Origin of the sequence: Sphaerisporangium dianthi (genome assembly GCF_042654065.1) — a bacterium.
GTDB lineage: Bacteria > Actinomycetota > Actinomycetes > Streptosporangiales > Streptosporangiaceae > Sphaerisporangium > Sphaerisporangium dianthi.
Map to the genome: position 1 here is coordinate 92290 of NZ_JBHSFP010000016.1, position 21350 is coordinate 113639.

The following is a 21350-nucleotide window of genomic DNA, read 5'->3' on the forward strand; positions in this document are numbered from 1 at the left end:
CCGCGCTCCCGGGCGCGAGGCGCGTGCCACCGCGGCCCGCGAGGCGCGTGCCACCGCGGCCGGGCGGGCCCGCTCAGGGGCTCGTGCTCTGCTCCTGCCGCTCCTCCGCCTCGCCGGCGTAGCGTTTGCCGGGCACGAGCTCGCGCGCGCCGTACAGCTCCGACACCGTCACGAAGGTGTAGCCCTTGGCGCTGAGGTCGGCCAGCAGGTGAGGCAGCGCCTCCATCGTGGTCTTGTGGATGTCGTGCAGCAGCACCACCGACCCGGGCCGCGCGGCGGAGGCCCGCCGGGCCACCAGGGCGCTGTTCCGGTCACGCCAGTCCAGGGTGTCCAGGTCCCACATGATCTGCGCCAGCCCGGCCTTCCCGGTCTCCTCGGCCACCTTGCCGTCGGTCGCCCCGTACGGCGGGCGCATCAGCCGCATGGTGATCCCGGTGACCGACCTGACCGCCTGCTGGGTGCGTTCGAGCTGCGCCCGCAGGGTGTCGTGCGACAGCGACGTCAGCGGCGGATGGTCCCACGAGTGGTTGCCGAGCTGGTGGCCCTCGGCGACCATGCGCCGCAGCAGCGGCGAGGTCAGCGGAGTCACCATCTGCCCGACCACGAAGAACGTCGCCCTGGCATTGTGCCGGGCCAGCGTGTCGAGCACCGTGCCGGTGTAGTCGAAGGGGCCGTCGTCGAAGGTCAGCGCCACGCATTTGGCCTGCGCGCAGCGGATGGACCGGTCGCCCGGCGCCACGATGGGACGGCTGCCCGGCCACCCCGGCTGCTGGACGATCACGCGTAGCGCCAGCAGCGCCGGGTCGGAGACGGCCCGGACCGGCGCGGACGAGCGCACCCGGATGACGTCATCCTTCGCCCCCCTCTGTGCGGGCGCCCGGACCTGACCGCATCCCGGCAGGCCGAGAAGCAACCCGGACAAACATGCCATCCACCGGAACACGCCCCGTGCAGACGCCACCGCGCACCCCCCGTACAGCGGCAGGGGTCACGGATAGTTCTCGGCCGCTTCCCCCCGCAGAGTCTTGGCCAGCTCGTCCCACCAGGGCGGAGCATCGGCCTGCAACTCGGCGTAACGACGCGCCACACGAATGGCGCAACCCTCCGCATCTGTACCCAGATGGCGACGTTTCACCACACCCTCCTGCCAACGGTAAAAACCATCGCGGAAGGTGACTACCAGGCCAATCCAGACAGAGAGGATCGCTTCATCGCACACGTCATAGGCGTCGGTCACCCCCAGGCTCACGAGCTCCACCCGGAGCTTCGCCAGAGCCGCGCGGGCCTCGGTCACCCGTCCACCCCCCCGAGAGGGCTCGGCGGGCCGGAACGGTAAGGCGTCAGCGCATACACATCGGTGATGTACCCCCGATGACGCGAGCTTTGCACTCTTGTGGTCGAGACGTGACCTACCAACTGTGAAGCCCGTCAGTGAAGCTGTCGAACCGAACGGCCCTCCAGCGGACTTCTGATCGCCGGCGACTCTCCGGGGTGCCGCGGGCGCGCGGTTCTCCACGCGGCTCAGAAACGGCCGGGGGGACGGCAGCGGGTGCGACAGGGCTCCGGCGCGAGCAGCCGGGCCGGAGCGGACGACGGGTTCACGACAACGCCATTCCGGGGATGCGCCTGCGGACGGCCTCCAGCTCGGCCTCGCCGGAGATGCCCTGCCAGTCGTACCGTGGCGTGTAGGGAGTCTCCAGGGAACGCACGTCGTCGTCGGTGAGCTCGACGTCCAGTGACGCGACGGCCTCGTCGATGTGCCGTGTCGAGCCGGCCCCGACCAGGGGCGCGGTGACGACCGGCCGGCGGCGCAGCCAGGCGAGCGCGATCTGCGCGCGGGTGACGCCGCGGGCGTCCGCGAGCCGTCCGACGGCGTCGATGATCGCGCGGTTGGAGGACTCCTGCGCGGGCGAGTAGAGCACGTCCGCGTAGGCGCCGTCCGTCTCGGAGCGCACCGTCGACCTGGCGTCGTCCCAGCCTCGGGCGAGACGGCCACGAGCCAGCGGCGACCAGATGATCGTGCCGACGCCCTCGTCCAGGCACAGCGGGATCATCTCCCGCTCCTCCTCACGGGCGAGCAGGTTGTAGTGGTTCTGCATGGACGCGAACCGCGCCCAGCCATTCTGCTTCTGCAGGTGCAGCGCCTTGGCGAACTCCCAGGCGTGCATCGAGGACGCACCGAGGTAGCGGACCTTGCCGGCCTTCACGAGGTCGCTGAGCGCCTCCAGCGTCTCCTCCCACGGGGTCGCGTGGTCGTTGCGGTGGATCTGGTAAAGGTCGATGTAGTCCGTGCCGAGGCGGCGCAGGGAGTGGTCGACCTCGGTCATGATCGCCTTGCGTGACAGGCCGCGGCCATTGGGACCGGGCCGCATCGGGTGCCGGAGCTTGGTGGCGATCACCACCTCGTCGCGGTCGGCGAAGTCCTTGAGCGCACGGCCGAGGATCTCCTCGCTGGACCCGTTCGAGTACATGTTCGCGGTGTCGAAGAAGTTGATCCCCAGCTCCAGCGCGTGCTTGATGAGCGGGCGCGCCTCCTGTTCGCCCTTCGACCAGACGGGGTGGCCTCGGCCCGGGTCGCCGTAGGTCATCGCGCCGATCGCGATCGGCGACACGTCCAGGCCGGTCGTGCCGAGTTTGATGTACCGCACGATGCTCCTTAAAGTATGTGGAGAACTCTCCGCATAACGTAGTGGAGAGTTCTCCACTTAGCAAGGTGAGGTCCCGTGGTCCGTTCAGACGCCCGCGAGAACAGGGCGCGCATCCTCGCGGCCGCCCGCGAAGCGCTCGCGCGGGACGGCAGCGTGTCGATGAACCAGATCGCCCAGCGCGCCGGCGTCGGCGCGGGCACCCTGTACCGCAACTTCCCCACCCGCGAAGCACTCGCTCTCGCCGTCTACCAGGACGAGGTCGAGCGCATCCTCGGCACCGTGTCCGGGCTGCTGGCCGAGACGCCGCCACTCGAAGCGCTTCGCCACTGGACGAGCGACCTCGTCGAAGCGATGCGCAGGAAGCACGGCCTCGGCGACGCGCTCAGTCCCGGCGCCCACCAGGCGATCAGCGAGCAGACCTACGGGCCGGTCGTCGCCGCGATCACACGGTTCCTCGACGCCGGCAAGAAGGACGGGAGCATCCGCTCGGACGCCGACCCCGGCGACTTCCTGCAGCTCACCGGCGCACTCTGGCGCGCCGCGTCCGGACCGGAAGACCGGTCACCACGCATGCTCGCGCTCATCCTCGACGGGCTCCGCGCACAGCCGCGACGGTAGAGGCCGCATGCCGGCGCACCGCTAGTGGTCGAGGGCCTCGCGGGGCTCGGTGACGACCATGACGAAGCGCAGCGCCTCGGCGCCCTCGTTGGCGTAGCGGTGCGGGCGATCGGCGCTGAACAGCACGGCGTCGTCCCGCCGCAGCAGATGGCTGCTCCCGTACACCGACAGGGTCAGCTCGCCCGACAGGACGGTCAGCATCTCGCGCGTGCCGGGCGGGTGGGCGTCCCCGTCGTGGTACTCCCCCGGCTGCAGCGTCCAGTCCCACAGTTCGAGGATGGCCGGGACGTCCGAGCCGAGCAGGAGCCGGGCAGAGCCGCCCTTGTCGCTGCGCCAGAGCGTGGCCGCGTCCGCGGCGGCGACGACCCGGACGACCGGCGTGTCGGACACCTCGACCAGGCGGGCGACGGTGACGCCGAGGGCGTCGGCGACGCGGGTGAGCGTGGTGACGCTCGGGTTGGTGCGGCACTGCTCGATCTGCACCAGCATGCCGCGGCTCACGCCCGACCGCGCGGCGAGCGCGTCCAGGGTGAGCCCGCGGTGGGCCCGCTGCGCGCGGACGTTGTTGGCGATCGCCGCCGTGACCGTCTCCGGATCAGCCATAGGTGCAGTTTAGTGTGATTTGTGAACAACAGACTGCACCCAATAGATTGCACTAACAGTACAGTCTGTTGGAGGTGAGTGGCCGTGGTGGCGATCGTGCTCGCGACGGCGTGCGCTGTGGTCTACGGGACGGCCGACTTCTTCGGCGGGCTGGCGACCAGACGCTCCCGCGTCCTCGCCGTGGTGGCGCTCACGCAGATCACCGGCCTGGTCTTCGTGCTCCCGCTGCTCCCCGTGCTCTCCGGCACCCCGAGTGCCGGCGCTCTGGCATGGGGCGTGGCCGCCGGCCTGTGCGGCGGGCTCGGCGTGATCCTGTTCTACCGGGCCCTGGCGGGCGGGGTGATGTCGGTGGTGGCGCCGACGACCGCCACCACCTCGGCCACGCTGCCCGTGCTCGCCGGCCTGGCGATGGGCGAGCGTCCCGAGGCGGCGGCGCTGTGCGGGGTGGTGCTCGCGCTCGCCGCCGTGGTGCTCGTCAGCCGAAGCCCCGGCGCCCCCGCCGGCAGGGCGACGCTCTCCCCGATCATGCAGGCGCTCGCGTCGGGCCTGGGGTTCGGCGCGTTCTTCATTCTGCTCAAGCAGGTGCCCGGCGACGCCGGCCTGTGGCCGCTGGCCGGCGCCCGCCTCGCCTCCGCGATCGGCGCCGGCGCGCTGGCCCTGACGACCGGGCGCACGCTCAGGCCCGGGAAGGGCGCCCTGCCGGCCATCATCGCCGCCGGGATCCTCGACATGCTCGCCAACGTGCTGTACCTGCTGGCGGTCCAGCGCGGCCTGCTGGCCGTCGTCGCGGTGCTCGCCTCGCTCTATCCGGCCAGCACACTCCTGCTCGCCAGATACGTGCTCGGAGAGCGGCTGAGCGCCCTGCAGACCGCGGGGGTCGGACTGGCCCTGGGCGCGGTGGCCCTCATCGCCTCGGCGTAGGCCGCCTCAGTATGGGAGGGCCATCGCGACACGGCGCGGAAGGGCCCCGCGACACGGCACGGGAGGGCCATCGCGACACGGCATGAAAGCGCCACCGCGGCACGTTTGCGCGTCGCGCGGTGGCGCGGGTCAGGTCCGGTGGGCGGTCACCTCGATCTCGATGCGCATGCGCGGGTCCGACAGGCCGCAGACGAGCATCGTCGCCGCCGGCCGCACCTCGCCGAAGTAGCGCAGTAACACCGGCCAGCACGGCTCGAAGTCTTCGGCGTCGGGCAGCATGTACCGGACGCGGATCACGTCCGCGAACGAGCATCCCGCCTCTTCGAGCGCGGCGCCGATGTTCCTCATGCACTGCTCGACCTGGTCCACGATGCCCTCGGAGATGGTCATCGTCGCGTAGTCGAACCCGGTCGTTCCCGCAACGTGCACCCAGCCACCGTCGACCACCGCCCGCGAGTAACCGACCGCCTGCTCGAACGTGGAACCACTTGAGATCAATCTGCGAGACGTCATGGCGAGACCGTAGGCAGACCGTGTGGTGTACGTCCACCAGCGGGCCCGGCCGGCCACGCGCCATCGCGCCCCGAACGCGGGCGAAGAGCCCCGCGCGGGCTCAGGCCGCCTGAAACTGGGCGGGGGCCCGCAGCGCGCCTTCCTCGTGCGCGTAACCTTCCAGCATCGCCCTGAGCTGACGGCGTCCGCGGTGCAAGCGGGACATGACCGTGCCGATGGGCGTGCCCATGCGCTCGGCGATCTCCTTGTACGCGAAGCCCTCGATGTCGGCCAGGTACACCGCGACCTTGAAATCTTCAGGCAGGGAGCGAAGGGCGTTCATCACGACACTGTCGGGAAGCTGCTCCAGCGCCTCGGTCTCCGCCGAGCGCAGCCCGGTGGACATGTGCGACTCGGCGGCGGCGAGCTGCCAGTCCTCGATGTCCTCGGCCGCGGACAGCTTGGGAGAGCGCTGCTGCTTGCGGTAGTCGTTGATGAAATTGTTGGTCAGGATGCGGTGCAGCCACGCCCGCAGGTTCGTGCCCGGCCGGAACTGGTGGTAGGAGGTGTACGCCTTGGCGACGGTCTCCTGCACCAGATCCTCGGCATCGGCCGTGTTGCGGGTGAGGCGCATGGCGGATGCGTAGAGCTGGCTCGTCACGGGCATGACATCGCGCTCGAACCATGCCTGACGCTGCTGTTCGGTCATCGAGATCATTTATTCCCCCTCATGCCTGCTGTCCCCCGTTACCCATCCGGCATGAACCCATGCAGGCTCTGTTACCGCTTTACTCCATCTGACGGCTGAACACATGCTCACGGTTCACCCATAAGGGTGACGTTAGGGGTCGAAGCAGGTCAGCAGGGGTCGCCGGTGACAGACGTGGAGCGGCTACTACACACCCCTAAGCCGGACAAGTCTCATTATAGTAACAGACAACAGGCAAATAATGGGAAAGTGTGGTAAGAGTCACACATAAGGTCGACAAGTTAACGTATGCCCATGAAGTACGTGGACAGGCATGATCCGGAAGCTCGCGCGTGGGTCGCCGAGGCGATCCGCACGGTCGAGGCGGACGCCAACCGTAGCTGCGACACCCACCTGCACGTGTTCCCGCTGCCCTCGCAGTGGGGCATCGATCTCTACCTCAAGGACGAGTCGGTCCACCCGACCGGCTCGCTCAAGCACCGCCTGGCCCGCTCGCTCTTCCTGTACGGGCTGGCCAACGGCTGGATCGGGCCGGAGACGACCGTCATCGAGGCCTCCAGCGGCTCGACGGCGGTCAGCGAAGCGTATTTCTCCCGCATGCTCGGCCTGCCGTTCATCGCGGTGATGCCCGCGTCGACCTCGCCGGAGAAGATCGGGCTGATCGAGTTCTACGGCGGCAAGTGCCAGCTCGTGGACAACCCCCGGGCCATCTACGAGGAGTCGCGCCGCCTGGCCCAGGAGACCGGCGGCCACTTCATGGACCAGTTCACCTATGCCGAGCGGGCCACGGACTGGCGGGGCAACAACAACATCGCCGAGAGCATCTTCCAGCAGATGTCCCTGGAACGGCACCCCGAGCCTTCCTGGATCGTCGTCGGCGCGGGCACCGGAGGCACCTCCGCCACCATCGGCCGCTACATCCGCTACCGCCGCCACTCCACCCGCCTGGCCGTCGTCGACCCGGAGGGGTCGGCCTTCTACCCGGCCTGGGTCGCCGGCGACTCCCACATGATCGCCTCCGGCTCGGGGATCGAGGGCATCGGCCGGCCCCGCGTCGAGCCGTCGTTCCTGCCCAGTGTCATCGACCGCATGATCCAGGTGCCGGACGCCACCTCGATCGCCGCCATGCGATGGGTCCGCGAGATCACCGGCCGCCACGTCGGCGGATCCACCGGGACCAACGTCGCGGCGGCCGTGCAGATCATCAAGAGCATGCGGGAGAACGGCAAGCAGGGCAGCGTGGTCACGCTCATCTGCGACGGCGGCGAGCGTTACCGGGGCACCTACGACGATGACGACTGGCTCGCGGAACGCGGCGTGGACATCCAGCCCGCCCTCGCCGAACTCCGCGCCTTCCTCAGAATCTGAGCCAGGCGGACCGGCGGTGTCAGGCGGAGGTGGCGGGGTCCACCTTGAAGACCTTGGCGACGTCGTCGAGGATCACGTGCGCGCCGAGGATGCCGCAGGCCGTCATCCAGGTCACGTCGTCCACGTCGTGCCGTTCGCCCTTCAACCTGGCCCACAGCGGGTTGGCCTGGAACTTCTCCTGCACCTTGCGCACGTCGCCCTTCTCGTCCGGGTAGGAGGCGATGAAGATGCGGTCGGCGTCCAGGTCGGTGATGCGCTCCTCGCTGATGTCGACGGCGACGGTGTCGGTGGTCGTCGGCTGGCCCTGCGGGCGCGGGAATCCGGCGTCCTTCAGCACGACGCCGGAGTAGGAGTTCTCGACGTACAGCCGGACGGTCGGCTCGCCGGCGAAGCGCGCGACCGTGACGGTCGGCATCGTGCCGCCGTTCCCGGCCTTGACCTCCTGGCCGATCTTCGCGGCCCGGTCCTCGTAGGCCTTGATCTTCTGCTCGGCCAGGTCCTCCTTGCCGAGCGCCTTGCCCATCAGGCGAAGGTTGTCCTTCCAGATGGCCCCGCTGGTCTCGCTGAACACCGTCGGGGCGATCTGCGCGAGCTTGCCGTACAGGGCCTCGTGCCTGACCTTGGCGGAGACGATGAGGTCGGGCTTGAGCGCGATGATCTTCTCCAGGCTCGGCGCCTCCAGCGTCCCGACCACCTGCGCGTTCGCGCCGTACCGCTGGACGCTCGCGCCGAGGTAGTCCGGCAGCCGGTCGGTGACCGCCCGATAGGTCGTGAAGCCCACGACCTCGGTGTCCAGGGCCAGCACCGCGTCCACGAAGCTCTGGTCGAGCGCCACGACGCGCAGGGGCCGCGCGGGGACGGTCGTCTCGCCCATCGCGTGCTTCACGACGCGAGGGAAGGCCGCCGCGCCCGCCGGCGCGGTCCCCTGCGCGCCCGCTCCGGGCTCGGCGGAGGTCGGCGACCCGGCGCCGCATCCGGACAGGCCGATGAGCACGGCGAAGGCCACGCCGAGCGCGCTCAGCACTCGCATCGAAAATCCCCCCATAAAGGTTAGGCAAGGCTTATTTAGCTTAGGCATGCCTAACATGGCATACTCGCCTCAGAAGGGCAAAGAGCGGACAAGGCACGCGGACAAGGCGAGGAGTGGTCATGACAGCGAGGACCACCCGCGTCCCGCCCGCCATGACCGCCCGCTCCCGGAGGCTCGCCGTCCTCGGCGCCCTGGCGGCGGCCGTGACCGCCGCCGCCGTCCTCAGCGTCACCGTCGGGGCCAAGTTCGTGCCCCCGCTCGACGTCTGGCACGCCCTGTGGAGCCCGTCCGGCACCGAGCACGACGTCATCGTCCGCGGCCTGCGCGTCCCCCGCACCGCCCTCGGACTGCTCGCCGGCCTGGCCCTCGGCGTCGCCGGCGCCCTCATGCAGGGCCACACGCGCAACCCTCTGGCCGACCCGGGCCTGCTCGGCGTCACCCAGGGAGCGGCGTTCGCGATGGTGCTGAGCATCGTGGTGTTCCGGCTGGGCAGCCTGTACGGCTACATCTGGTTCGGCCTGGCCGGCGCCCTGGTCGCCAGCGCCGCCGTCTTCGCCCTCGGCCTCGCGGGCGGCGGGCGCGGCGGCCCCACCCCGGTCACGCTCGCCCTCGCCGGAACCGCCGTCAGCGCCTTCCTGTACGCGCTGACCTCCACCATCGTGCTCCTGGACCGGCAGGCGATGGACATGTTCCGGTTCTGGCAACTCGGGTCGATCGCCGGCCGCGACGCCGCGGTCGCCGGGCAGGCGCTGCCGTTCGTCGCCGCCGGCGTGCTCCTCGCGCTCGCCAACGGGCCCGGCCTCAACGCCCTGGCCCTCGGCGAGGACGTCGCCCGCGCGCTCGGCCGCAACGTCACGCTCACCCGCCTCGCCGGCATCGCCGCGATCACCCTGCTCACCGGGGCCGCCGTGGCCGCCTGCGGCTCCCTGGCCTTCATCGGCCTGATCGTGCCGCATCCGGCCCGCGCGCTCGCGGGCCCCGACCACCGCTGGCTGCTGCCGTACTCGGGCCTCATCGGCGCGGCGCTGCTGCCCGCCGCCGACGTCGTCGGCCGCGTGGTCGCCCATCCCGGCGAGTTGGAGGCCGGCGTCATCCTGGCCCTCCTCGGCGCCCCGTTCTTCATCATCCTGATCCGCCGCACCCGATCGGCACGCCTGTGACCGGCAGAACGCCGCTCGCCCGCCGTCCGGTCCTGCGGATCGGCGGGATGTCGTGGCTTCTCCGGCCCCGGGCGATCGCCGTCGCCGCGTCCGGGCTCGCCCTGCTGCTGCTCCTCGTCGCGCTGCACCTGCGCCTCGGCGACATCCCGATGAGCCTGGCCGAGGTCGTCCGGGCCGTCCTCGGCGGCGGCACCGGCGGCGAACGACTGGTGATCATGGAGCTGCGGCTGCCGCGCGCGCTGACCGGAGCGCTCGTGGGCGCCGCTCTGGGCGTCTCTGGAGCGATCACCCAGGCCATCGCCCGCAACCCGCTGGCCGGCCCGGACATCCTCGGCGTCACCTCGGGGGCCGGGCTGGCCGTCGTGGCCCTCACCGTGGCGAGCGGGACCGCCTACGGGGGTGCCGGCGGAGCCCTCGCCTCGGTCGGCATCCCCGCGGTGGCGCTCGCGGGAGGGCTCGCGGGGGCGCTGCTGGTGTACGGGCTCGCCTGGCGGCGGGGACTGGACGGGTACCGACTGGTCCTCGTCGGCGTGGGCGTCGTCGCGGTGTTCACCAACCTCAAGTACTGGCTGCTCACCGTGGGCGACGTCAACGACGCCACCCGCGCCATGGTCTGGATCAGCGGCTCGCTGAACGCCCGGGGCATGGAACACGTCATCCCCGTGGCCATCGCGCTCACCGTGATCCTCCCGGCCACGCTGGCCGGCACGCGCGTGCTCGGCGCCCTGCGCCTGGGCGACGACACCGTCAGAGGGCTCGGCGTGCGCGTCGACCTGGCCCGGGGGGCGCTGCTGCTCTGCGCCGTGCTGCTCGCCTCCGTCGCCACCGCCGCCGCCGGGCCGATCGCGTTCGTGGCCCTGGCCGCCCCGCAGATCGCCCTGCGCCTGGCCGGGGTCGCCCAGCCGCCGCTCGCCGTCTCGGCGGTGACCGGGGCCGTCCTGGTCACCGGCGCCGACCTGGCCGCACGTACGGCCGCCCCGGTCGAACTGCCCGTCGGGGTGGTCACGGCGGTGCTCGGCGCGCCTTACCTGATCTACCTCCTCGTCCGCACGCGGCGCGCCAAAGGTGGGATATGAGACTCCAGGCCGTCGACGTCAGGCTCGGCTACGGCGATCGGCTGATCGTCGACGGGCTCGACCTCGGCATCGAGACCGGGACGGTGACCGCGATCATCGGCCCCAACGGCTGCGGCAAGTCCACGCTGCTCCGCGCTCTCGCCCGGCTGCTCAAGCCGGTGTCGGGCCACGTCCTGCTGGACGGGCGGCGCATCGACCGGATGCCGAGCAGAGAGGTCGCCAAGATCCTCGGAGCGCTGCCCCAGGCCCCGGTCGCCCCCGAAGGGCTCACCGTGGCCGACCTGGTGGCCCGGGGACGCCACCCGCACCAGGCGTGGTACCGCCAGTGGTCGGCGGACGACGAGGCCGCCGTGGAAGACGCCCTGCGGATGACCGGGCTGCTGGACCTGGCCGACCGGCCCCTGGACGAGCTGTCCGGCGGCCAGCGTCAGCGGGCGTGGATCTCCATGGCGCTCGCCCAGGGCACCGGCCTGCTCCTGCTGGACGAGCCGACGACCTTCCTGGACCTGGCCCACCAGATCGACGTCCTCCAGCTGGTCACCCGCCTGCGCGACGAGGCCGGACGCACGGTCGTCATGGTGCTGCACGACCTGAACCTCGCCGCCCGCCACGCCGACCGCCTCGTCGCGATGCGCGACGGCCGCGTGGTGGCCGCCGGCGCCCCGCACGAGGTGATGACCGAATCCGTCCTCGACGAGGTCTTCGACCTTGACGCCAAAGTCATCCCCGACCCCGTCACCGGCACCCCTCTCGTCATCCCCATAGCCATCCGCTCGCGCCCCACCAGGTGAGATGATCGTCGGCGCCGTGCGAGCCGCGCCCCGGCCGGCACGCACCCTCGCGGGCGTCGGCGACCGCATGACGGGAGGCGTCCGGGAGTGACGATGGTGCGGGCCGCGTCCGTCCTCACGTCCCCGGCGAAGGTTTTTGCAACGTAAGCCGGCCCTCGCACGTCCCTGGATGGTGGAGTTCGAGGAATTCGTCCGTGCCCGGGGCCCGGCGCTGCTGCGGTACGGCCTGGTGCTGACCGGAAACGCCGATGACGCCGCCGACCTGGTCCAGGAGGCGTTGCTCAAGCTGAGCTCCTCCTGGCGGCGGGTCCGGAACAAGGACGACCCCGAGGGCTACGTCCGGACGATCATGGCCAGGCAGCACGTGAGCTGGTGGCGCAGGCGGCGGCGAGAACAGCTCACCGACGAGATCCACGCGCCGGTCTGGGAGGACGAGTACGACCTCAATGACGTCTGGCAGCGGCTGCGTGCGTTGCCGCCCAGGCAGCGCGCGGTGCTGGTGCTGCGCTACTACGAAGAGCTCGCCGACGACGAGATCGCCGCGATCCTCGGCATCACGCAGGCGACCGTCCGCAGCCAGGCCTCACGCGCGCTCGCCACGCTCCGCGTCAGGGCACAGGCGCTCATCGGGAGGCAGGGATGAGGACCGAAGAAGAGCTGGCCGGCGCTTTGCGCGCGATCGCCGAGCGGACGCCGCAGGTGGACCTGCTGGCCGGCGTGGCGACGAAGCGGCGCCGGCGGAGGCACAGAAGGGCACGCGCCGTGCTCGCGTCGGCCTGCGCGGCCGCGCTGGGATGGGGTGCGCTGATCATGTGGCCCTCGCCACCCCGGACCACCGTGGAGACGACGCCGCCGGACAAGACGATCGAGCAGGTATGGCCGCAGGCCGTCTTCACGATGCCCGGAAGATACCGGCCTCTCGCCGCGATCAGCGCCACGCAGGTACTGGTGCGGGAGGAGCCGGGGACGATCGAGGTCTATGACGTCACCACGCGACGTGCGAGAGTGGTGGCCCGGCTTTCCCAGGCTCCGGCGCAGGTCGCCGTCGATGACGAGCGGGTCGCCTGGCTGGCCGAGGGATACCTGTGGACCGCGCCCCTGCGGGGCGACGGCGAGGCCGGACGGGTCGGGCCGGTCGAGAACGAGGCGGCCGATCGGATCGCGCTCGCGGACGACCATGTCGCCTGGTCCGCCCCACTCGACGGGGTGTGGTGGAGGAGCGTGTCCGAAGGGAACCGACCCGCGAGAGTGGCCAGGTCCAAGGGGCTGCAACTCACCGCCTGGCCATGGGCGACCGACGAGCCACTCGACGTCCGGACCAATCCCACCAAGATCGTGAACCTGGAGAACGGCCGGACCACCACGATCACGCCGGCACGCGGAGTGGAAGGGTTGCGCTGCGGCCCCACCTGGTGCCTGGGGACCCGGGGTGACGACTCCGTGGTGCAGCGAATCGACGGCAGCCGGCTCCGCGTACCCAAAGGACTCCACGCCTATCCGCTTCATTATCCGTACGAAGATCGGTTCATCATCGGAGCCACGGCCGTCTACGACGCCCACACCGACCGGCTCGTCCCCTTCCAAGCTCCCAACGGAGAGTGGTCGACAGGCCAAGGCCTGATCTTCTGGTCGCAGAACGGCGCGGTGCGCGGGGTGAATCTCGCCGCGGTCCCCCCCGCACGGTAGGCGAACGGGCCACCAGAGGCATCGCTCCGTTCATCGCCGGCGACTTCAGCGTGCGGCCGGAGTCGCCGGCGGCGACGAACGCCGCCGACGACCCCGGCACGCCGGCGAGCCGGACGGCTCAGTCGATCAGTAGGCGCACTGCACCACGACGTCGTCGAGATCGACCTGCGCGGCGTGCCAGTACGGGTTCCGCTGCCCCACGGCGAACCGCAGCACGACGTCGGAGCGTTGCGCCGTCCAGCTCACCGTCTGGAGCTCCCAGCCGTGCACCCAGTCCTGAGTGATCGACTTCAGCGCGATGTACGTCCACGTGTCGGGGTCGATCACCTCGAGATTGAACGACGCCATCTCCCCCCACAACTCCGTCCAGACGCCGGCAGTGCATCGTGCCCCCGGGTGAGCGCTCACCGGCGTGAGGTGGATGGTCCGCCCGAGCGCGCACCAGTCGCCCTTCGTGTAGGCCCACATGCTGGCCCAGCCGCTCCCCGTACGCGGCGTGCTCGACGAACCGCCGAACACGGGCCCGCCGCACCCACCGTTCGCGGTGAACGTCCATCTGGACGCCGGATTCGTCGACGGCTCGAACCCGTCGGTGAGCTGCCAGATCCCAGCGGACGCGGGCCCCGCCGGCACGAGAACCACCGAGACTGCGATGGCCGCCGCCATCAACGAACGCGACAATGCTGAGCGCATGTGTGAACTCCCACGTCTCGACCCGAAACCAAGGAATAAGGAATGTGGTCCACGTCGAGAGGGCGCCACTCGCGACGACACCGTCATTGTGGCGGCTGTCGCGAGAGTGTCAAGAAATGGGCTCTGTTCTCTCTTTCGGCTCCGTCTCCCTTTCGGTGGTGACGGAATGTCACACCAGGAGGACGCGGTGGCGGAGCAGGGCGGAGCCGGCGGTCGCTCTGGGCGGGGACCGCCTGGCCGATGTGGTCCTTCCGCGTGCCGAATCGGCCGTGTTCGGGCCGCGCGCTTCCGATCCGACCGTCTCCCGGCTCATCGACACTCTCGCCGCCTGCGGAAAGCGGGCCTTGGCGGCACCCACGAGTTCGTCACCTGGACCTCCCGGCGCGGCCGAATCACGGGAAGGGGCGTGGACCCTGTCAGCGGTATCGGGTACCGCGAATGCAGAGCCCACTCACACGCTGAATCGCTGAACAAAGCCCTGCCATCCCCGCATGTGATTGATGAAGCGCTCGCTCAGTCCGCCCGTGCGCAGGTACTGCGCGCGTACTGGAAGCGCCGGGCTTTGGTGCAGGGGGTTGTCGTGTACTTTCTGGGGGAAGTTCCGCTGGAGGATGCCGGCTCGGCCGATCAGTACGAAGTCGCATCCTTCGTCCAGTAGTCGGCCGGCGCGCTGGGCGCTGGTGATGTTGCCTGCCGCTCCCACGCGTACGCCTTTGCGGGGGAGGTTGGTGAAGACGCTGAGCATGGTCTGCCCGTGGAATGCTCCTTCTCGAACGATCTGGGCGGAGTCCCACAGGGCCAGGTCGAGGTAGTCGATCAGTTCTCGGTCGAGGATCTCGGCCGTGATGTCGCGGAGTTCCTCCAGGAGCAGTCCGTAGCGCTCGACCGACAGGCGCCAGCCGATCTGGAGGCGGGGGCCGCATGCTCGGCGGATTCCTTCGATCACCTCGATGGTGAGGCGAGCCCGGTTCTCGGTGCTGCCGCCGTACTTGTCCGTGCGGTCGTTCAGCAGGGGGGACATGAATTCCGACAGGATCCATCCGAAGGCGCCGTGCAGTGAGACGCCGTCGAACCCTGCCTGTTGTGCTCTCTTGGCGGCCATGATGAAGCTGTCCCGGATTCGTTCCACCTGTTCGGTGGTCAGCGCCTTGATGCCCGGGACCGTGGAGCTGGATGCGGGGGCTGGAATTCCTCCCAGTTCCGGTCGGGCGCGGTGGCCGGCGTGGTGCAACTGCACTGCGGACAGGCCACCTCCCTCTCGAATCGAGGCTGCCATCTCGGTGAGACCGGGCAGATGTTCGTCGCTGTGAATCCCCAGCTGCCGCTCATATGCTTTGCCGCCGGCTTCGACGGTGGCGGCGCCGGTCTGGATCAGCGCGTAGCCACCCTGCGCCACCTGCCCGATCCAATCCTGATCGAAGTCGGACGCGGAGCCGTCATGCTCACTTTGCTGATTGGTGAGCGGCGCCAGCATGAAACGATTCTTCATCGCAGGGCCGTGCAGGAGACCGAGCGGTTCGAACAAATCTGAGACGGACATGGGAGTCTCCGGGATCGGGTCGGTGAGGCGCCATACGATGACGCAGTGGCGCCGACGATTTGTTTCGGTGGTTCTGGCCGACTCTCGGTAGCGGGACCCACGGCGACATGACGTGATCCGCTACGGAGTTCTTGCGCACCGCTGTGGCGTCAGCCGGTTACGGGGCTGCGCTTGGGGAATGCGTGACTGCGCGCGAGGATGACGATGAGCGTGATCGGCGCCAGGAGTACGACGGCCGCGATCATGAGAGATCCGGAGCCGAAACCGGCGAGGAGCACGCCGCCGACGAGCCCGCCGAGGCCGATGCCCAGGTTCCAGGTGGTCACCATCGACGACTGCGCCGCGTCGGCGTGTTCGCCCGCCGCTCTCATCAGTGCCGACTGAAGCAGGGTGGCCGCTCCGCCGAACGCGAGCCCCCAGGCCGCGACGGCGGCGTAGTCGGCTGCGGGGCTCGACGCGAACGCACCCAGTACCGCTGCGGCTGCGACGAAGAGTGCGGTGCTGAGGACGACCAGGGTGCGGTGGTGGCGGTCGATGAGTACGCCGGTGAGCCAGATGCTGATGATCGAGGCGATGCCGAAGTCGAGGAGGATCCACTGGACCTGGTCCTCCAGTCCGACGTCGCTGAGGATCGGCGCGACGTAGGTGTAGAGGATGGTGTGCGCGAGCACGAAAGCGCCGGTGACCACGAGGACGGTGCGCAGGCCCCGCAGTCGCAGGATGCGACGGAAGGCGATTCTGTCCTCGACCTTCTGGCCAGGGAAGTTCGGCAGGGTCCGCACGGTCCAGATGATGAGCAGCCCGGTCAGGGCGGTGACGATGCCGAAGGTGAGCTGCCACCCGACGGCCTTGCCGAGGTACGCCCCGACGGGGACTCCGAGGGAGAGGGCCACGGGAGTGCCTGCCATGGCGAAAGCCATCGCCCGGCCCTTCAGCCTAGGGCCGACCAGACGTGCCGCGTAGCCACCGAGGAGGCTCCAGACGACGCCGGAGGAGGCGCCCGCGATGAACCGGGCTCCCATGGTCAGGGGGAAGCTGACGGAGACGGCGGTCACGAGGTTGGCTATCACGAAGCCCACAAGCGCGGCCAGAAACAGGTGGCGTCGTGGCCATGAGGCGGTGGCCAGCATGACGGGTATCGCCGTCAGGAGTGTGCCCACCGCGTAGATGGTGACCGTCTGGCCGGCGACGGATTCCGAGACTCCGAGCGCGTGGCTCATCTGCGGCAGCACACCCGCCGGCAGAGCCTCGGTCTGGGTGGTGATCAGCCCGGCTGTGAAGAGGGCGATCAGGGGCAGGAGCGGCAGACGCTCCGCGGACGAGGTCCGCGCGACGTCCGTCTGGATGGTGGTCACGACTGTTCCTTCACTGGTCAGAGCCTCGGAGACAACTCCGGGTTCAGGTCGGGCCTCCGCGGTCGCGGCGACTCGACTAGGCTCCAACCTTCACATCAGTGAGAAGGCAAATGACGTATCGGGAGACGTGGTGAGGATCAAGGAACTCTCCGAGCGGACCGGTGTTTCCGCTCGGTTGCTGCGCTACTACGAGGAGCAGGGTCTCCTGAGTCCAGAGCGCGCGGAGAACGGTTACCGCGAGTACGACGAGTCCCACGAGGCGAGGGTCCGCCAGATTCGCAGCCTGCTGGACGCGGGCCTGACCACTGAGATCATTGGGACCGTGCTGCCCTGCCTGGCCGAGGCGGCGAACTCCGAGTATCCCGCCCCCGACTTCGTGAGCCGGGTCTGCCAGGAGCGCGAGCGCATGGCCGAGCGCCTGGCATGCCTGACGAAGAACCTGCAGGCCATGGACGACTATCTGGACGCTCTCGCCAAACGGTGACGCGCAGCCTCGCGACTGGAGCAGGGCGGCCATTTCTGCGAATGTGAGCCCCCGCGACTGCGGCGAAGCCGTCGCCGCCATCCTTCAATATTACCGAAGGTTCGGTAATATTGAAGGATGGCACGTCTTCCCTCCGTCGATCAGGCTCAGCTACTCGACCTCCTCATGCCCGTTTTCCGGGAGAAGGGCTTCGACGGGACCGTGATCGGCGACCTGTCGGCCGCCTCGGGGCTGCAGCGCGCGAGCCTCTACCACCGGTTCCCCGCCGGCAAGGAAGAGATCGCGGACGCGGTCCTCACCAAGGTCGGCGAGCGCTTCCTGTGGATCCTCGAACCGATGCGAACGGACTCCGACGTCGCGCGAGGGATCGCCGAGACCGCACGCCGACTGAGTGACTTCTATGGGGCGGGGGCGCTGTCGTGCGTTCTCGACACGATGACGCTGGCGGGGACTCCGGAGAAGGTCCGCGATCACGCTCGCTCGCTCGCCGTGACATGGATCGACGCGATGGCCGAGGCCGCGCAGCGCGCCGGACGGCAGCCCGAAGACGCCCGGAGCGCCTCAAAGGACGCGTTCCTGCGGATCGAGGGAGCGCTGGTGCTGGCACGGGTGCTGGGCGAGACGCACGCTTTCACCGAAATCGTGGCCCTCCTGCCGAGCCTGCTGATGCCCGCGCGGAGCTAGAGCCAGGGGTTTGCTGAGGAGCACGCCGTCGATCTGGAACCCATGGCGCCACGGCGGCGGACCCGGTCCGCCGGAAGGCTGCGGGCGCAGGGTGTGGCGCGCATCACCCTTTAAAATTACCGAACGTACGGTAAAATAGAATCGTTCATCTCGTTCGACCTTGGGAGCGTCTTTCATGAGCGGCAAGACCGCGGTCGTGGTGTTGTCCGACCCCTCGACCGGCACCGACGAAGCGCTGGGCCGGGTGTTCGACGCCCTCGCAACGGCGTGGGAGTTCGCGCAGGACGGCGAGGCCCTGGTGCTGTTCCAGGGGACGGGCACCCGCTGGCCTGCCGTGCTCGCGGACCCGGCCCACCCCGCGCACGAGCTCTACGCGGCGGTGAAGAAGCAGGTCGCCACGGTGGCCTCCTCCGGCTGCACTACCGTCTTCGGTGCGAACGAGGGCATCGAGGGCGAGGGGATCAAGCAGATCGGCCAGAACCAGGCGCCTGGTACCCCCGGGGTCGCGAGCATCCGTGAACTGGTGCATGACGGCTACCGGATCCTGACCTTCTGAGGCCCCGGCCGGCCTCGCGATCGCAGGCCGGTCGGCGACCCAGCGAGCGCTTCATCAACTACCTGCGGGGATGGCAGACCTTTGTCTACTGAACCGGCGTGTGAACGAATTCCTCCGCCGACCTGTTCACGGTCCCCGACCAAGGAGCCGCCACCACCAGGTCAGTGACGAGCACGGCAGGACACCTATGAATCCACACCGTTCCAGCAGTTATCGCATCGAAGACCAGTCGACCTAGGATCGTATACATGATCATGAATTCAGCAAAGAAAGCTGATATCAACTTCTATTTCGACCCCATCTGCCCGTTCGCGTGGATCACGAGCAAGTGGATCCGGATCATCCAGGCGCAGCGCGACTACACCGTCGACTGGCGATTCATCTCACTGCGGCTCATCAACGCGCACATCGACTACGACACCCACTTCCCCGCGGGGTACCACGACCAGCACACCTCGGGCCTGCGACTGCTGCGGGTGGCTTCGGCTGCCCGGGAGAAGCACGGCCGCGAAACGATCGGCCCGCTCTACGCGGCCTTCGGCGCGCGCATCATGGAGGCCGGACCCGACGAGGGCCGAGCCCCTGGCTGGCGAAGCACCCCCGACCTCGTCGCCGACGCCCTCGCCGAGGCCAACCTGCCGACCTCGCTTGTCGAGGCACTCGACGACACGACCCGCGACGTCGAGATCCAGGCCGAGTCCGACGAGGCGCTCTCGCTGACGGGCAGGGACGTCGGCACGCCGATCGTGCACTTCGAACCGCCCGAGGGCGTCGCCTTCTTCGGACCGGTGATCAGCCGGCTGCCCGACGACGAGCAGGCGGGGGTGCTGTGGGACCACGTCATCGGCCTTGCCCGGTTCCCGGGCTTCGCCGAACTGAAGCGCAGCCTGCGCGAACGTCCGCAGCTGCCGTCATTCGGCGTCACGGCACAGGAGACCGGGAAGACCGAGGACTGGCACGCAGGAAGCCGCAGGCTCAAGAAGTAGCTCAGCCGGAGTGCTCCTTCGCCGGACGGCGCCGGCTCCCGCCGTGGCGTTGAAAACGGATCAACCGCCCGTCGCGGTCGTGGTCTTCACGCCCGCCAGGTGCCGGCGATGTCGTTGTCGGCGACTTCGGGCTCGGCTGCTTCTGGGAGCGCCGAGCCGAAGTCCTGGCGGACTCCCGGCGTCGTCTCCACCGCCGCCGGTACCAGTGCGGCTACACCCGAACCCGCTTACCGCTGGAGGCCTGAGGCGGTTGGACGGGCAGCGCTCTCGATCGATGGCCACACCTTCTTGATCGCTGATTTCAGAACGTATTCTGCTGCACCTCGATGATGTGAGCACTGGCCATGCCGACGCATTGACCTTTCCGACTTGTCGAGAAATCCCCGAGCGGTCGCCGAGCGCGCGGCACGCCTGGGACGCGTCGTGTCACCCATCGGGACGCTCCGGACTTCTACTTGACGGCCGCGGATCGTGAAGAGGAGCGCGAGCAGACGCTCACCACCGCGTCCCGGCTGTTCCTCGGCTTGATCAAGCATGATCCCACCGCGAGGGCCCTGGTCATCGCCATGCCGGAGGTCTTCGCCTGGGGTCGCCATCTGGCTTCGGATGAATTGCGTGCCTTCACTCTGGAAAAGGGGCGGCGACGGGCACGCGTCGTGGGCTGGCCTGGCTGTCAGGGGCGCTGCTGGTCAGCGTCGCGCTTCGTCGGCTGTGGCGCGGAGTTCTCCACGAAGCGAGGACGGCAAGCGAACCAGCCGGCGATCACCCCTGGGATGGCGGTCACAGCGAGCACCAGGAGCGGAATCGACCATGATCCGGTCGCTTCGCGCAGAAGGCCCAAACCGATCGGGCCGAAGCACGCCAGCCCGTAGCCGATGCCTTGAACGAAGCCCGATACGGCAGAGGCTGTCTGCGGGCTCTTGGTCCGACGGTTGATGAGGGTCATGCAGAGCGGGAAGGTGCTCACCCCGATTCCCAGCGCGCACATCCACATCAGCGTGCCGTCGAGCGGGGACAGGAGGAGGCCCAGATATCCCGCCACCAGGAAGATCGCGCACCCGACGACCACGATGAACGGGTTCGTCATGCGCGTGGCCAGGTGTGGAACCACCAAGGCCGCGAGCATGCCCCATACCGAGTAGAGCGCGACCATGGAGCCGCCCAGTGCCGTGCCGCCCCCTGCGTCGGTGAGCACTGCCGGGACCCAGGTGATGATCCCGTAGTTGGACAGCGACAGCATCGCGAAAAGGATCACCAGGCCCCAGACGGTCGATGATCGGCTGATCCTCGGGCCCGCATCGGTCGCCGTCACGGCCGCCGGCGCGTGGTGATCGGCAGGCAGCCTGACTGCCAGGACGAGCCAGACCACACCAGCCACAGCAGCCGGTCCCGCCCAGATGCCTACCGAGAGCCGCCACGTCGCCGCTTCCGCTACCGGGACCGCGAGGAGCGGGGCGATGAACTGACCCGTCTGCAGGAGGATCAGGTAAAGCGAGGTCCCCAGGGCTAGTCGATCGGCGAACCAGACCTTCACCAACGGGACGATGACGACGTTCGCGGCTCCGATTCCGGCCAGGGCCAGCACGGTCGAAAGCACCAGCAACATGGGCGTTGGAGACAACGCGCGCATCAGGAGCGACAGAGCCGTCAGGCTCAGCGCCACGGTGGCCGTGCGCTCGAGTCCGAACTTCCTCGTCACCGCTGGGGCGAGAAACCCGAAGATGCCGAAGGACGCCGCCGGCACAGTGCCGAGCAGTCCGGACAGCGTCACCCCGAAGCCGAGATCGGATCCGATGATCTCCAGGAGCGGGGTGAACCCGGTCACGGCCGTTCGCAGGTTGACCGCTGTCAAGGCGATGGCGAGCCAGGCCCACAAGATCAGGCGCCCACGGTGCAAGGGAATGAGCGATGAGGGGAGCGATGTCACGTTATACTCCGCTTTAAGGTCAG

Annotated in this window: 23 protein-coding genes and 1 pseudogene; 13 read left to right on the forward strand and 11 right to left on the reverse strand. The window is 69.2% G+C overall.

Features of this window, described 5'->3' with window-relative positions:
• Positions 1 to 73: 73 nt before the first annotated feature.
• The 3 genes from ACFO60_RS22625 to ACFO60_RS22635 all read right to left on the reverse strand — a co-directional run bounded on the left by ACFO60_RS22625 (position 74) and on the right by ACFO60_RS22635 (position 2648).
• Positions 74 to 838 (reverse strand): polysaccharide deacetylase family protein, encoded by a 765-nt coding sequence (locus tag ACFO60_RS22625; RefSeq protein ID WP_380843169.1) that lies wholly within the window; start codon positions 836 to 838, stop codon positions 74 to 76.
• Positions 839 to 988: 150 nt separating this feature from the next.
• A complete protein-coding gene (locus ACFO60_RS22630; protein ID WP_380843171.1) occupies positions 989 to 1294 on the reverse strand; it encodes a hypothetical protein in 306 nt (101 codons plus the stop codon).
• Positions 1295 to 1598: 304 nt separating this feature from the next.
• Positions 1599 to 2648, reverse strand: a complete 1050-nt coding sequence (locus tag ACFO60_RS22635; protein WP_380843173.1) for an aldo/keto reductase — start codon at positions 2646 to 2648, stop codon at positions 1599 to 1601.
• Positions 2649 to 2723: 75 nt separating this feature from the next.
• Between ACFO60_RS22635 and ACFO60_RS22640 the strand changes: the two genes are divergently transcribed.
• A complete protein-coding gene (locus tag ACFO60_RS22640) occupies positions 2724 to 3266 on the forward strand; it encodes a TetR/AcrR family transcriptional regulator (RefSeq protein ID WP_380843175.1) in 543 nt (180 codons plus the stop codon).
• A 21-nt stretch (positions 3267 to 3287) separates the two neighbouring features.
• On the opposite strand, the gene ACFO60_RS22645 is transcribed toward ACFO60_RS22640, so the two are convergent.
• On the reverse strand, positions 3288 to 3869 hold the full coding sequence (locus ACFO60_RS22645; RefSeq protein WP_380843177.1) for a helix-turn-helix domain-containing protein: 582 nt from the start codon (positions 3867 to 3869) through the stop codon (positions 3288 to 3290).
• 84 nt (positions 3870 to 3953) lie between these two features.
• On the opposite strand from ACFO60_RS22645, the gene ACFO60_RS22650 reads away from it, so the two are divergent.
• The gene (locus ACFO60_RS22650) at positions 3954 to 4790 is read left to right on the forward strand and encodes an EamA family transporter (RefSeq protein WP_380843179.1); all 837 of its coding nucleotides are present in this window, start codon (positions 3954 to 3956) and stop codon (positions 4788 to 4790) included.
• 129 nt (positions 4791 to 4919) lie between these two features.
• Here ACFO60_RS22650 and ACFO60_RS22655 read toward each other — a convergent pair whose 3' ends face one another.
• Positions 4920 to 5303 carry a RidA family protein gene (locus tag ACFO60_RS22655; RefSeq protein WP_380843180.1) on the reverse strand — a complete coding sequence of 128 codons (384 nt, stop codon included), beginning with the start codon at positions 5301 to 5303 and terminating at the stop codon, positions 4920 to 4922.
• 100 nt (positions 5304 to 5403) lie between these two features.
• Complete coding sequence (locus ACFO60_RS22660) at positions 5404 to 6000, reverse strand: sigma-70 family RNA polymerase sigma factor (protein WP_380843182.1); 597 nt, start codon at positions 5998 to 6000, stop codon at positions 5404 to 5406.
• A gap of 285 nt (positions 6001 to 6285) precedes the next feature.
• Here ACFO60_RS22660 and cds1 point away from each other — a divergent pair, with 285 nt between their 5' ends.
• Positions 6286 to 7359 carry an L-cysteine desulfhydrase Cds1 gene (gene cds1 / locus ACFO60_RS22665; protein WP_380843184.1) on the forward strand — a complete coding sequence of 358 codons (1074 nt, stop codon included), beginning with the start codon at positions 6286 to 6288 and terminating at the stop codon, positions 7357 to 7359.
• A 19-nt stretch (positions 7360 to 7378) separates the two neighbouring features.
• On the opposite strand, the gene ACFO60_RS22670 is transcribed toward cds1, so the two are convergent.
• Positions 7379 to 8389 (reverse strand): ABC transporter substrate-binding protein, encoded by a 1011-nt coding sequence (locus ACFO60_RS22670; protein WP_380843186.1) that lies wholly within the window; start codon positions 8387 to 8389, stop codon positions 7379 to 7381.
• Positions 8390 to 8508: 119 nt separating this feature from the next.
• Here ACFO60_RS22670 and ACFO60_RS22675 point away from each other — a divergent pair, with 119 nt between their 5' ends.
• The 5 genes from ACFO60_RS22675 to ACFO60_RS22695 all read left to right on the forward strand — a co-directional run bounded on the left by ACFO60_RS22675 (position 8509) and on the right by ACFO60_RS22695 (position 13102).
• Positions 8509 to 9549: a FecCD family ABC transporter permease gene (locus tag ACFO60_RS22675; protein ID WP_380843188.1), complete on the forward strand. Its 1041-nt coding sequence runs from the start codon at positions 8509 to 8511 to the stop codon at positions 9547 to 9549.
• A 47-nt stretch (positions 9550 to 9596) separates the two neighbouring features.
• Positions 9597 to 10625, forward strand: a complete 1029-nt coding sequence (locus tag ACFO60_RS22680) for a FecCD family ABC transporter permease (protein ID WP_380843190.1) — start codon at positions 9597 to 9599, stop codon at positions 10623 to 10625.
• The gene (locus ACFO60_RS22685) at positions 10622 to 11416 is read left to right on the forward strand and encodes an ABC transporter ATP-binding protein (RefSeq protein ID WP_380843192.1); all 795 of its coding nucleotides are present in this window, start codon (positions 10622 to 10624) and stop codon (positions 11414 to 11416) included. The genes ACFO60_RS22680 and ACFO60_RS22685 overlap by 4 nt, the downstream gene beginning before the upstream one ends.
• Before the next feature lie 169 nt (positions 11417 to 11585).
• Positions 11586 to 12059 (forward strand): SigE family RNA polymerase sigma factor, encoded by a 474-nt coding sequence (locus ACFO60_RS22690; protein ID WP_380843194.1) that lies wholly within the window; start codon positions 11586 to 11588, stop codon positions 12057 to 12059.
• Positions 12056 to 13102, forward strand: coding sequence for a hypothetical protein (locus ACFO60_RS22695; protein WP_380843196.1), 1047 nt, complete (start codon positions 12056 to 12058; stop codon positions 13100 to 13102). Before ACFO60_RS22690 ends, ACFO60_RS22695 begins: the two co-directional genes overlap by 4 nt.
• Positions 13103 to 13228: 126 nt before the next feature.
• On the opposite strand, the gene ACFO60_RS22700 is transcribed toward ACFO60_RS22695, so the two are convergent.
• Positions 13229 to 13795: a hypothetical protein gene (locus tag ACFO60_RS22700; protein ID WP_380843198.1), complete on the reverse strand. Its 567-nt coding sequence runs from the start codon at positions 13793 to 13795 to the stop codon at positions 13229 to 13231.
• A gap of 209 nt (positions 13796 to 14004) precedes the next feature.
• Between ACFO60_RS22700 and ACFO60_RS22705 the strand changes: the two are divergent.
• A pseudogene (locus ACFO60_RS22705) lies at positions 14005 to 14148 on the forward strand (IS1380 family transposase); the annotation flags it as partial.
• A gap of 98 nt (positions 14149 to 14246) precedes the next feature.
• On the opposite strand, the gene ACFO60_RS22710 reads toward ACFO60_RS22705, so the two are convergent.
• Both ACFO60_RS22710 and ACFO60_RS22715 read right to left on the reverse strand, forming a co-directional pair.
• Positions 14247 to 15335 (reverse strand): NADH:flavin oxidoreductase, encoded by a 1089-nt coding sequence (locus ACFO60_RS22710; protein WP_380843200.1) that lies wholly within the window; start codon positions 15333 to 15335, stop codon positions 14247 to 14249.
• A 149-nt stretch (positions 15336 to 15484) separates the two neighbouring features.
• Positions 15485 to 16690, reverse strand: a complete 1206-nt coding sequence (locus ACFO60_RS22715; protein WP_380843201.1) for an MFS transporter — start codon at positions 16688 to 16690, stop codon at positions 15485 to 15487.
• A 130-nt stretch (positions 16691 to 16820) separates the two neighbouring features.
• On the opposite strand from ACFO60_RS22715, the gene ACFO60_RS22720 reads away from it, so the two are divergent.
• The 4 genes from ACFO60_RS22720 (at position 16821) to ACFO60_RS22735 (ending at position 19400) form a co-directional block, all read left to right on the forward strand.
• Positions 16821 to 17174 (forward strand): MerR family transcriptional regulator, encoded by a 354-nt coding sequence (locus ACFO60_RS22720; RefSeq protein WP_380843203.1) that lies wholly within the window; start codon positions 16821 to 16823, stop codon positions 17172 to 17174.
• Between the two features lie 117 nt (positions 17175 to 17291).
• Positions 17292 to 17858, forward strand: a complete 567-nt coding sequence (locus ACFO60_RS22725; RefSeq protein WP_380843205.1) for a TetR/AcrR family transcriptional regulator — start codon at positions 17292 to 17294, stop codon at positions 17856 to 17858.
• 175 nt (positions 17859 to 18033) lie between these two features.
• Positions 18034 to 18414: a hypothetical protein gene (locus ACFO60_RS22730; protein ID WP_380843207.1), complete on the forward strand. Its 381-nt coding sequence runs from the start codon at positions 18034 to 18036 to the stop codon at positions 18412 to 18414.
• 254 nt (positions 18415 to 18668) lie between these two features.
• A complete protein-coding gene (locus ACFO60_RS22735) occupies positions 18669 to 19400 on the forward strand; it encodes a mycothiol-dependent nitroreductase Rv2466c family protein (RefSeq protein ID WP_380843209.1) in 732 nt (243 codons plus the stop codon).
• Positions 19401 to 20073: 673 nt separating this feature from the next.
• Here the strand turns inward: ACFO60_RS22735 and ACFO60_RS22740 are convergent.
• Positions 20074 to 21327, reverse strand: coding sequence for an MFS transporter (locus ACFO60_RS22740; protein WP_380843211.1), 1254 nt, complete (start codon positions 21325 to 21327; stop codon positions 20074 to 20076).
• Positions 21328 to 21350: the final 23 nt, after the last annotated feature.